The 10,891-nt window shown below is 74.8% G+C and carries 7 protein-coding genes and 1 pseudogene; 2 read left to right on the top strand and 6 right to left on the bottom strand.

Annotation, left to right across the window (positions count from 1 at the left end; translation table 11 throughout):
* The 6 genes and pseudogenes from E1284_RS33105 to E1284_RS33125 form a co-directional block, all read right to left on the bottom strand.
* Positions 1 to 372 (bottom strand): annotated as a pseudogene (locus E1284_RS33105) (hypothetical protein); the annotation flags it as partial.
* A gap of 42 nt (positions 373 to 414) precedes the next feature.
* Positions 415 to 549, bottom strand: a complete 135-nt coding sequence (locus E1284_RS43775; protein ID WP_279433100.1) for a hypothetical protein — start codon at positions 547 to 549, stop codon at positions 415 to 417.
* A 27-nt stretch (positions 550 to 576) separates the two neighbouring features.
* On the bottom strand, positions 577 to 1,794 hold the full coding sequence (locus E1284_RS33110) for a TIGR02679 family protein (RefSeq protein ID WP_131944103.1): 1,218 nt from the start codon (positions 1,792 to 1,794) through the stop codon (positions 577 to 579).
* Positions 1,791 to 5,855, bottom strand: a complete 4,065-nt coding sequence (locus tag E1284_RS33115; RefSeq protein WP_243714897.1) for a TIGR02680 family protein — start codon at positions 5,853 to 5,855, stop codon at positions 1,791 to 1,793. The genes E1284_RS33110 and E1284_RS33115 overlap by 4 nt, the downstream gene beginning before the upstream one ends.
* Complete coding sequence (locus E1284_RS33120; RefSeq protein ID WP_131944104.1) at positions 5,852 to 7,018, bottom strand: TIGR02678 family protein; 1,167 nt, start codon at positions 7,016 to 7,018, stop codon at positions 5,852 to 5,854. The genes E1284_RS33115 and E1284_RS33120 overlap by 4 nt, the downstream gene beginning before the upstream one ends.
* Complete coding sequence (locus tag E1284_RS33125) at positions 7,015 to 8,562, bottom strand: TIGR02677 family protein (RefSeq protein WP_243714898.1); 1,548 nt, start codon at positions 8,560 to 8,562, stop codon at positions 7,015 to 7,017. Before E1284_RS33125 ends, E1284_RS33120 begins: the two co-directional genes overlap by 4 nt.
* Positions 8,563 to 8,846: 284 nt before the next feature.
* Here E1284_RS33125 and folE point away from each other — a divergent pair, with 284 nt between their 5' ends.
* Positions 8,847 to 9,464: a GTP cyclohydrolase I FolE gene (folE, locus tag E1284_RS33130; RefSeq protein ID WP_131944106.1), complete on the top strand. Its 618-nt coding sequence runs from the start codon at positions 8,847 to 8,849 to the stop codon at positions 9,462 to 9,464.
* Positions 9,465 to 9,511: 47 nt separating this feature from the next.
* A complete protein-coding gene (locus E1284_RS33135) occupies positions 9,512 to 10,732 on the top strand; it encodes an NAD(P)/FAD-dependent oxidoreductase (protein WP_131944107.1) in 1,221 nt (406 codons plus the stop codon).
* Positions 10,733 to 10,891 lie beyond the last annotated feature (159 nt).

Consider the following 10,891-nt stretch of genomic DNA (forward strand, 5'->3'; position numbering starts at 1 on the left):
GGTGGGGGCGGTGCCGTGGACGAGGCCCTCGGCGAAGGCGCGGCCGACGTCGGCGCGGACGAAGAACGAGCCGGCGGGCGGGAGGCCGAGGGCTCGGCGGACCCGCTGCCGTCCCCGTAGTTCGGGCCGGGCGAACAGCCTGGAATCGGCGAGTTCGCCATCGTCGGCCATCAGGTCCCGGCAGGTGATGGTGAACCAGGTGAGGGCTTCGTCGAGGCGTCCTTGCCCCTCCAGCGATTCCGCGATCAGTTCGGCCGGCCCCGGGTCGACGTGCGAGCGGCTGAGCCGGGCGATCTCCGCGTCGGCCTCGTCGGTGCGGCCGATTGCGGTGAGCAGGGAGATCCGTTCGGCGGTGGCGAACTGGGAGTCCATGCCCACGTCCATGGCGATGACGTCGTCGTAGATCCGCAGCGCTCATTCGGGCTCGCCCGCCAAGGACCACTGCCCCGCCGCCTCCAGCAGGATCTCCGTGCGCTCGTCCGGGTACTTCGCGGCGTCGCGTTCGAGTTCCCCGGCGAGCCGCCGAGCCTTGGGCCTGGAGTCCGTCACCAGGTCACCGTATAAGAGCTGGTTCGCTCAGGAGGCCAGGTCGGTGACGAGGTCGGTGAGGACCTGTTCTTCTTCTACGCGGACGGCGCGGTTCTGCATCGCGATGGCCAGGGACGGGTCCCAGGGGGTCGGGACCGGGCGGCCTGCAAGGGGCGTGTCCGAGGTCGCCTTGAGGTAGGCGGGCGCGTCGTAGCGCCAGGGGTGCCAGCCGATGCGGGTGTGGACGGCGGCGGCGATCGCCGCGCCGCCCCAGTCGAAGTCGCCGTGGTAGGCGAACTCGGCGCCGCCTTCGGCGAGGAGTTCCAGCAGGCGCCAGACCGCCGTCGACGGACGGCCGTTGCAGCAGACGAGGGGTGGGCAGGCTGAACCCAGCGCGTCGGCCGCGGCGGCCACCACGACCGGGTTCTCGCAAACGCGGACGAGGTCTGCCTGTATGGGAACCGTGTGGCGGCGCAGCTGGCGGAGGGTGAGCGACACGGGTTCGCCGCGCATGGCGGCGAGCATGCGGCCCAAAGGTGTGTGCGCGTCGCCGGGCAGGCCCAGGCACAGGACGGTGGAGGAGAGTTCGTCCAGGTGCACGCCCACGGCCGCCCAGGTTTCGCGGCGGGACTCGGCGCCGCCGTCCGCGCGGAACGGCAGGCCGGTGAAGGCTCGGGCGGACGAGAGTGCCAGGGTGGCGAGCGGGCCGTCGTCCAGGGCGTGGGCGTGGCCGCAGGTCTCGGCGGCGAACTGGCCGAGGGGGATGTCCGGGGACGGCAGGCGCCGCACGACGGCGGCGAGGCGGCGAAGGACGTCCGCGGCTTCGGCGGGCCCGGACGTCAAGCGCCGGACGAGGCCGGTCGCGTCCAGCCAGGCGCGCCATCCGGCCAGTTCGGGGCGGGTGGTCAGGGCCTCGTCGAGGGGTGCGAAGGCCGCGGCCCAGGCGGCGGCGGTCGCGGCGTTCTCCCGGGCCAGGTCGCGGACGGGGCCGTCCAGCGCCTCCACGGCGGCGGCGAGCCCGGCGGGGGAGGCGCCGCTCGCGCGCAGGACGCGGTCGACCTCGGGGAGCGACACCGACAGGGACGTGCCCGTACCGGCGCGGCGGCCCAGCAGCAGCTCCAGCGCCCGGCGCTCGGCGGCCGTGGCCCGCGCCAGGGTGACCTTGCCGGTGAGCGGGGTGCCGCGCTCCAGGCGGGTGCGGACGCGCCGCACCAGCCAGGCGGTGTCCGGGCCGCCGAGCAGGCGGCGGAGGCGGTCGTCCGTCATCCGAAGATGTCCGTCTGCCCGGACGCCGGTTCGGGGTCGGGCAGGTCGGCGCGGGTGCGTTCGCGACCGTCCCAGCGCCACGGCGTCACCAGGACGGCGTCGATGCCGTCGCGGCGGGACAGCTGGCAGATCGACAGGCCCGGCACCTGCGGGTAGCAGCCCCATTCGCGTTCGCTCGTCATGACCACGTCCATGTCGAAGGTGGCGAGCAGGCCGAGGCATTTGGCGCGCGAGTCGTCGTCCACGCCGGCGAACGCCTCGTCCAGCGCGACGAGGCGCGGTGCGTGCGGGTTGCCGGCCGACTTGTAGTGCGCGGAGGCGGCGGCGAAGAGCGGGACCGAGGCGGCGAGCACCCGTTCGCCACCCGACGCGGGGCCGGTCGCGGGCCGCCACTGCCCGTCCTGCAGCCGCTGGATCGTGAACGCGTGCCAGGACCGGTAGTCGAGCGCGCGGGTGAGCTGCTCGGTCCAGCCGGACGCCGGGTTGCCGGCGTGCTCGCGGGCGATCTGCTCCTGCAGGAACCGGCCGACGGCGGCGCGGTCGTCGACCGACCAGGCGTCGATGGTCTGCCGCAGCTTCTCCCGGACGCGGTCGAGGCCCTCGGGGGCGTCCTTCGCGGGCCTCCATATGAGCCGCAGCCGCATCCCGGTGGACGTGGGCCGGGAGGTCAGCTCGGCGTTCATCTCCCGCACCTCGTCCTCGGCGGCGGCGATGAGCTCCTGGAGGGTGCCGGCGACCTCGTTCAGCAGATGGTTCTCCAGGATCTCCCGCTCGCGCGCCGACAGGAGCCGGGCCCGGTGCCCCGTCTCGGCTTCGAGGGCGTCCGCCAGCCCGGGGACGTCGCGGGTGCGGCCCTGGAACACCACGTCCACGGCCATGATCCCGTCGTGGACGGTGAGGCCGACCGAGTGCCCGTGCCTGGACATCGCGTCCGACAGCAGCTTGTGCTCTTCGGAGACTCTCCGCTGGATGCGCTCCCACGGGTTGTCGCCGTCGTCCACGGAGTCGAGTTCGGTGTTGACGGTGCGGGCCAGGAGGACCGCCGGCTTGGGCGCCCACTCCTCGGCCGGGTCGGGGACCTCCAGGGCGGGCACGGCCACGGCCAGCAGGCCGGTCGCGGCGAACGCGCGGAACTCCGCCACGGCCTCGTCGCGGACCTCGGCCGCCTCGGTGATCTGGCCCCGCAGCCGGTCGCGCGCCTCCTCGGCCTTGCCGCGCTCCTCCAGCGCCGACCGCTCCCGGCCGCGCGCCCGCGACTCCGCGCCGTCCCGCTCGGTGAGCGCCCGCTGGACCTCCTCCAGCCGCCGGAACAGCTCCTCGACGGCGGCGCCCGCCGTCTCGACCAGCGCCCGGTGCTCCTCCGCGGCGGCGTCGGCCTGTCCGCGCGCCTCCACGGCCCGTTCCGCCGCCTCGGCCAGGCGGTCCTGGACGAGCGCGAGTTCCTCGGCGGCCTCGCGCGCCGCGTCCCGCGCCGTCAGCAGCGTCCGCGCGGCGGGCCACAGCTCGGCCAGGGCCAGCCGGTAGCCGGCGACCGCGTCGCGCACCCGCCCGAGGTCCGGTTCGCGGTCCGGCAGGCCGACGTCGGCGGCGAACTCGGCGGCCCGCTCCGCCGCCTCCGCGACCTTGGCGCGCAGACCTGCCGCGACCTGCTGCGCGAGGGTGTGCTCACGGTCCAGTTCGCGCCGCCTGCGGTGCTCCCCGGCGAGCCGGACATGCGCCTCGCGCAGCGCCGTGTCGCGGGGGACGGCCCGGTGCTCGGCGGTCAGCGTCTCCCGCCGGGCCGCCAGGTCGTCCAGTTCCGTGCCGAGTGCCGCGATCCGCGCCCGGGTCTCGGCGAGGTCGGCGCGGAGCCGGGCGATGCGGGCGCGGCGGGCGGCCTCGCGGGCGCCCTCCCCGATGAAGTCGGCGCTGTCCTTGCGCCACGAGCCGGCGAGGACGCCGTTCGCCCACCGGCCGTCCACCGCGACCCAGGTCCGCGTGCCCGGTCCGAGGCCCAGCCCGGCGAGGACGGCGCGCACCGCGTCATCGGTCAGCGCGGCGGCCCCGGGGTCGGCGCGGTCGATCGCGGGGCGCAGCACCAGCGCGCACGACGGCCCCTGGACGGGCTCGCCGGCCAGCACGAACGTGTCGCCTTCGCCGAGGAGCGAGCCCTGCGGGGTCACCCACGCGTCCAGGACGCCGGACGCCTCCAGCGCGGCCTCCAGCCCGGCCCGGTGGTCGGCGGGCACCGCGTCGGTGAAGTCGACGACCTTCCACAGCGGCGCGCCCGCCCGGCCCTCGCGGGAGCCGGTGCGCGTGTGCGGGACGGGCGGGACGTCGTGCCCGCCCGACTCCAGCCGCCCGATCTCCTCCAGCAGCGACGTCTCGGCGGCGCGTTCGGCCCGCAGCCGCGACTCCGCGTCCGCGACCCGGCCGCCGAGCGCCGCCGTGGCCTCGCGGGCGGCGTCGTCCACGGCGGTCACCGCCGGGTTTGGTCCGTCAGCGGTATCCGCCCATTCCGCCAGCCCCGCCAGGACCGCGTCCGGGTCGTCCACCCGGATCTCGGCCAGGCCCGCCAGGTAGGTGACGTAGGCGTCCAGCAGTTCCGCCGCACCGGCCCGGGTCTCCGCCTCCGCCGCGCCGATCCGCTCGGCGGCGGCCTGCACTTCGCCGCGCACCCGCTCGGCTTCGGCGGTCGCGGTCTCCAGCCGGGCCCGTGCGGCGGTGACCGCGGCCATCAGCCGGTCCAGTTCGGCGAGGGCGCGGGAGCGGTCGTCGGCCAGCGCACCGGTGGCGCGCTGCGCCCGCGCCGGATCGTCCTCCCAGCCGCCCATCGCCGCCGCGTGCGCGGGGCCCCGCCCGGCGTCCGCCGCCAGGGCCGCCGCACGGTCCCGGACGGTGCCGAACGACGTCTCGGCCTCGCCGGCCCGCGCCCGTGCCCTGCCGACCCGGGCCTGCCTGCGCGCGACCTCCTCGGACAGGCCGTCGCGGTCGCGTTCCAGCCGCGCCGCGTAGGCGTCGCGGCGCTGCGCGTCCTCGCCCATCTCCTTGATGCGCCTGGCGTCGCGCATCTCCGGGCCGGCCTCGAGGGCGGCGCGGCGCGCGTCCAGCCGGGTCTTCTCCGCCCCCAGTTCTTCCAGCAGCCGCCCGGATTCCTCCAGTTCGGCCTGTGCCGCCGCGAACCGGGTCTCCGCCTCGGTGAGGTCGCGGTTGAGGTGCTCGTACCTGCTCTGCGTGAGGCGCGGGCCGGCGGCCTTCCGTTTTGCGGCGATCTGGGCATAGCGCACGTAGTGCCGGAGGAAGTCGGTCGCGGCCTTGTGCGCCTCCTCCAGGGCGCGCAGCGCGTCCCGCTCCTCGTCCAGGCCCCGGAACGCCTCCGCGACCGTCGTGACCAGCGCGGGGCTGAGCGGTGGCAGCGCCTCGGTCAGCGCGCACGACAGCAGCCGCTCGTCCGGCTTCTTCGACAGCTGCGGCTGCCGCAGCTGGATCAGCAGGTTGACCAGCGCCTCGTAGCGGTGCTCGCCCAGCCCGAACAGCGCGTCGTCCACGGCCCGCCGGTAGTCGGACGCCCGGTCGTAGACCAGGCCGTGGCCGTCCACTGCCTCCCGCAGCTTCTCCCGCGTCAGCGAGACCCCGGTCTCCGAGACGAGGGCGAGGTCGACGCCGACGCGGCGGGTGGTGACGAAGAACCAGTGCCGGACGATGCCGCGGTCCTTCACCGCCTTCAGCCCGCAGCCGAGCGTCCGGTACTCGGGCGTCCCGTCCGGGTGGAGGCGGCCGAACTCCAGCCACGTGTAGCCGAGCCGCTCCGGATGCGGGTGCTTCCCGCCGAGCAGCAGGTTCCACTCCATCCGCTTCTGCCGGTCGCCGTCCGGCTCGACGCGGTGCGGGGACAGCTCGCCGTCCAGCAGGAACGGCAGCGTCAGCGCCAGCACCTTCGACTTGCCGGTGCCGTTGTTGCCGCGCAGCAGCAGCCGCCCGTCATGGAACCGGAACTCCTCGGCGTCGTAGTAGAACATGTCGACGAGCCCGGCGCGCAGCGGCTTCCAGCGCTCGGACGTCGGCACGGGCGTCCCGTTCACCTGACGGCTCCCTTCGGTTCCCGGACGGTCGGTTCCTCCACCGCGTAGCGCGCGATCGCGGGACGGGCCCGGACCCGGCCGTCCGGCAGGACCGTCACCAGCCGCAGCGCCGTCAGCTTGCCGAGTGCGATGTCCAGCAGGTCCTCCTCGGCGCCCGGCTCGGTCACGCCCTTGCGCCAGAACGACCTGTGCCGCTGCGCCGCGTCCCGGACGAACGCCTCCAGCTCGCCGCGCCCCGCCTCGTCCCGCCCGGACAGGTACTCGGCGACCAGCAGCGTCGCATGCCCGTCGGTGCGCTGCTCCGGCATCCGCACGTCGGTCAGCTCGTCGTCCGGGTCGACCATCGCGACGCCCTCGGCGCGCAGCTCCGGCACGAGCCCGGTCGCCTCCTCGATCCGGCGGGTGATCGCGGCGCGCTGCGACACCAGGTACGCGCGCTCGGCGTCGTCCAGGTCGTCGTAGTAGACCACCGGGTCGTCCAGCAGCCGCCGGGTCAGGCTCCGCCGCAGCGCCCGGTTGCGCAGCTCGTCGGTGTCGGGAACGGGTTCGTAGGCCAGCTCCGCGAGCCGCTCCCCGAACCCGTCCGCGTTGATCGTCGACGGGCCGCGCGCCCCGGTGAGCAGCGCTGCGAGGACGACCCGGCGCACGTCGTACAGGACGTCCCCGGTCGCCGACAGGTACGACTCCTCGTCCCCCGACACCCGCCGCAGCACGCCCCAGCCGAGCAGCAGCCGCACCACCGCGACGAGGTCGGCCCGCTCCGCCCGGCTGTCCAGGGTGAACGGGAAGGCCAAGTCCGGCTCGGCCGCGGCGTTCAGCACCTCCTCGGCGAGCCGGCCGAGCGTCGTCTGCGCGTCAGCGCGCTCCAGCACCGCCAGCGCCAGGCACAGCACCACGTAGCGGCGGCGGCCGAACGCCTCCCCGGCCTTGCCGCGCGCCGGATGCGTCCCGTCGTCCAGGGGCGGCGCCGTCTTGAACAGGCGGGCGGTCTCGGCGTCCACCTGGAGGCGCCAGCCCGTCTCCCGGCTCAGCCAGTCCCGCAGCTCCGCCTGGTGCCGGCGGACGAGGACGAGGGCGTCCGGATCGGACTCGACCGTCAGCAGCGGCCGCTTCAGCAGCGCCCGCAGCGCCGCCCGCCGCCGCGCGAGGTCGTCGTCGCTCACGTCCCGCCCCCGCTCAGGTCGGTGATCTCGATGAGGTGCTCGGGCCCGGTGAGCACGCCGTCCTCGGTCACGATGCGCACCTCGCCGCCGCCGGGCACCAGCGACAGCCGCACCTCCATCGACCCGTCCCCGGTGATCGCCTTCACCTCGGTGTCGCCGGGCAGCCGGGCCGCCAGGGCGTCCCCGAGCAGCGCCAGGAAGAGCCGGAACGCCCGCAGGTCGAGCACGCCCAGCTCCGACAGCCGGACCGGGCCGCCGGTGTGCAGCTGCGCCCGCGCCGCCGCCGTCTCCGCCGCCTCGCGGTCTGCGCGCTCGCGCAGCATGCGGCGCAGCTCCGACCGGTCCTGGACGCGGTTCGGCTTCCCGCGACGCTCGTAGGAACCGGTCCGGCGCAGCTGCGGCGAGATCCGCACCGGCGGCGCGTCCGCCCACGGCAGCCCCTGCGGGGGCTCCTCGTCCCACGCCGCCACGGTCGCGGCGGTGACGGTGAGGTGCCGCGCGGACGTCAGCCCGAACGCGGCCCGCCACAGCCGGTGCATCGCCTCCTCGTCCGGCGCCTCCGCGAACCAGCGGGCCAGCGCGCGGAAGTCGGCCGACCGGTCCGAGCGGCCCGACCGGCGCTCGTTCAGCAGCCCGACCGTGTCGACCAGCTGCTTGATCGCCGTCACCGCCGCCTGCCGCAGCAGCCGCGCCTGCGATGGGCGGGCCGTCCCGCCGGACACGAACCAGTCGCGCAGGCCCCGCCACCGGTTGCGCCACGACTCCAGCGCTTCGGCCTCGGCACGGCCGAACGCCTCGGCGGCGTCCGCGCCCTCCGGCACCGCGTCGGACGCCTCCCGCCGCGCCGCCACCGTCAGCAGCCGCTCGTGCCCGCGCGCCTCCACCTCGTCCAGCAGCGCCGCGATCCGCGCACCCGAGTTGGCGAGATCGGCGATGAAGCGGTTGATGTAGTCGATGAGACGTTCCTTATAGGCGATGAAGCCGTCGACGTCGCCGTCGGAGAAGTCGATGGCGCGGCGCAGCGACGCCATGAACGCCTGCGCGTTGTCGGCGAGCGAGGAGAACCGCTCGGCCAGCGTCAGCAGCAGCAGATGGACCTTGGCCGGGTCCGGATCGGGCTCGTCCGCGAGCGCCGCCAGGGCCGCGAGCCGGTCGGCGATGTCGGTGAGCGCCACCGACTGCAGGACGCCGCGCCGGCCGATCGCGTCCTCGTAGAACGCGATGGCCTGCTCGGCGGCGTGACCGGCCGCGGTGAGCTGGTACAGGAACCGCTTGCGGTGGAAGTCCTCCACGGTGGTGACACGGCCGGTGTCGGCGTCGGCGCGCAGATTGCCCCACTCGACGAGCTTGTCCAGCGCCTGTGCCAGCTGCTCGTCGCCGTCGCGGCGCAGCTCGGCCGCCACGTCCTCGGGACGCAGGTGGACGATGAAGCGCTCCTTGGCGCGCGCGAACGCGAGCAGCACCTCCCGGTAGAGGGGCGCGTTCGGCACGCTCAGATGGGCGAAGGGCTGTGGTCCGTCCGGCCCCGAGTCCAGATCAGTCACCGCCCCATTGTGGTGCCTGGGCGGGGATGCGGGTGGCGGGATGCGCCGCACGTCCGGGTCCGGTCGGTCCGTCCCTGCCCGGACGGCTCCGATCGCGGCGGCATCCACGGCCGGAACCGGCTGCTTCGCAGGGTAGCTCAGCATGACCGCCATAACACTCACATGACTAGCTGTTGCAGCCCAGGCATCTCTCTGAGCAGGCACGCTTGACCGATGCGGGCAATAACGCTAAAACTTGTTGGTGAAATAGAGGTCGGACGCCGCCTACCTTCCTGGAGTTGTTCATGGATGTCGCCGCACTCGCCGTGTCGCCGATCACCCCCGTCCGGGTCACCGGGCGGCCGGGCGAGATGGACTTGGCGGCCGCGGAGCTGGCCGCCGGGGAGTTCCTGCGGGCGCTGGGCGTCGGCACCGACTCCGAGAGCCTGCGCGGTACCCCCGGGCGGATGGCCCGCGCCTACGCCGAGTTGTTCACGTCCCGCTCCTTCGACCTGACGACCTTCCCCAACGACGACGGCTACGACGAGCTGGTCCTGGCCCGCGACATCCCGCTGCGGTCGGTGTGCGAGCACCATCTGCTGCCGTTCGTCGGCACCGCCCACATCGGCTACCTGCCCGGGCGGCGGATCCTGGGGCTGTCGAAGCTGGCCCGGGTGCTGGAGCACTTCGCCCGCCGTCCCCAGGTCCAGGAGCGGCTGACCAAGCAGGTCGCCGACTGGCTGCAGGCCCATCTGGACCCGGCCGGAGTGGGGGTCGTGATCGAGGCCGAGCACACCTGCATGACCCTGCGCGGTGTGCAGGCCACCGGAGCCAGGACGGTCACCTCCACCCTGCTGGGGACCCTGCGGGACGCCCCGGCGTCGCGGCAGGAGTTCCTGGCCCTCACGGGCGTGGGCCGGTAGCGCGCCCCGCCGTGGACCACCGAGACATGACGAGTTGGAGGCACAGGATGAGCACACCGCGGCGGATCGTGATCGTCGGAGCCGGGCTGGCCGGTGCGTCGGCGGCCCTCGCGCTCCGGGAACGGGGATTCGACGGGGAGGTGACGCTGTTCGGGCGGGAGTCCCATGACCCCTATGAGCTGCCGCCGCTGTCCAAGGGCGTCCTGGTGGGCGAGACCGACGAGCCCGACTGGGTGGCCGAGCCGGGCCACTACGCCGACCACGGGATCGACCTGCGCCGCGACACCGAGATCACCGCGCTGCGCCCGGCCGAGCACGTGGCCGTCGACGCCGCCGGCGGCGAGCACCGCTACGACCGGCTGCTGCTGGCGACCGGGTCCCGTCCGCGGACCCTGCCCGGCTTCGACGGCGCGCACCTGGTGCGCACCCTCGACGACGCGCTGGCGCTGCGCGCGAAGCTGACCGAGGGCGCCCGCGTGGTGATCCTCGGCGCCGGCTGGATCGGCTGCGAGGTCGCCTCCGCCGCGCGCACCCGCGGGGCGGCCGTGAGCATGGCCGACCCGCTGCCGCTGCCGCTGCAGCGGGTGCTCGGCGCCGAGGTCGCGGCGGTGTTCCGCGACCTGCACGCCGAGCACGGCGTCACGCTGCGGCTGGGCGCCAAGGCGACCGGGATCGACACCCGCGGCGACACCCGGGTGGTGCGGCTGGACGACGGGACCGAGCTGCCCGCCGACGTGGTGGTCGCCGGAGTGGGCGCCGTCCCCCGCATCGAGCTTGCCGAGCAGGCCGGCCTGGAACTGGCGGCGGGCGGGGTCGCCGTCGACGCGGCCCTGCGCACCTCGGCCCCCGACATCTTCGCCGCCGGCGACATCGCCGCCCACGACCACCCCCGCTACGAGGGCCGGGTACGCGTCGAGCACTGGGACAACGCCAAGCGGCAGGGCAAGCACGCGGCCGGGAGCCTGCTCGGCGCCGACGACCCCTACACCGCCGGCCCGTTCTTCTTCTCCGACCAGTACGACCTGGGCTGCGAGTACCGGGGCCTCGCCGACCCCGCCACCGATGAACTGGTGATGCGCGGAGAACCGTCCACCCGCGAGTTCATCGCGTTCTGGCTCCGCGACGGCCGCGTCACCGCGGCCCTCAACGTCAACTCCTGGGAGCACGGCGACGCCCTCCAGACACTGGTGGACACCCGAGCCGCCGTGACCCCCGAGGACCTCGCCAAGGGCGACCTGGCGGCCCTGGCCGCCGCCACCCCCCGCTAACCCCTCCCGTTGACCTGCGGCGTGTTGTTGTTATGGAGCGCCTCATAACAACAACACGCCGCAGGTGAACGTATTAGCCTCGATCTTTCGTGAGGTCGGTTGGGTCGGGGAGCGACCCGACCGATTCTTGGTTTTCGGTGGCGGGTCAGCGGTGGGGCC

The organism is Actinomadura bangladeshensis (assembly GCF_004348335.1).
In the GTDB taxonomy this organism is placed as follows: domain Bacteria; phylum Actinomycetota; class Actinomycetes; order Streptosporangiales; family Streptosporangiaceae; genus Spirillospora; species Spirillospora bangladeshensis.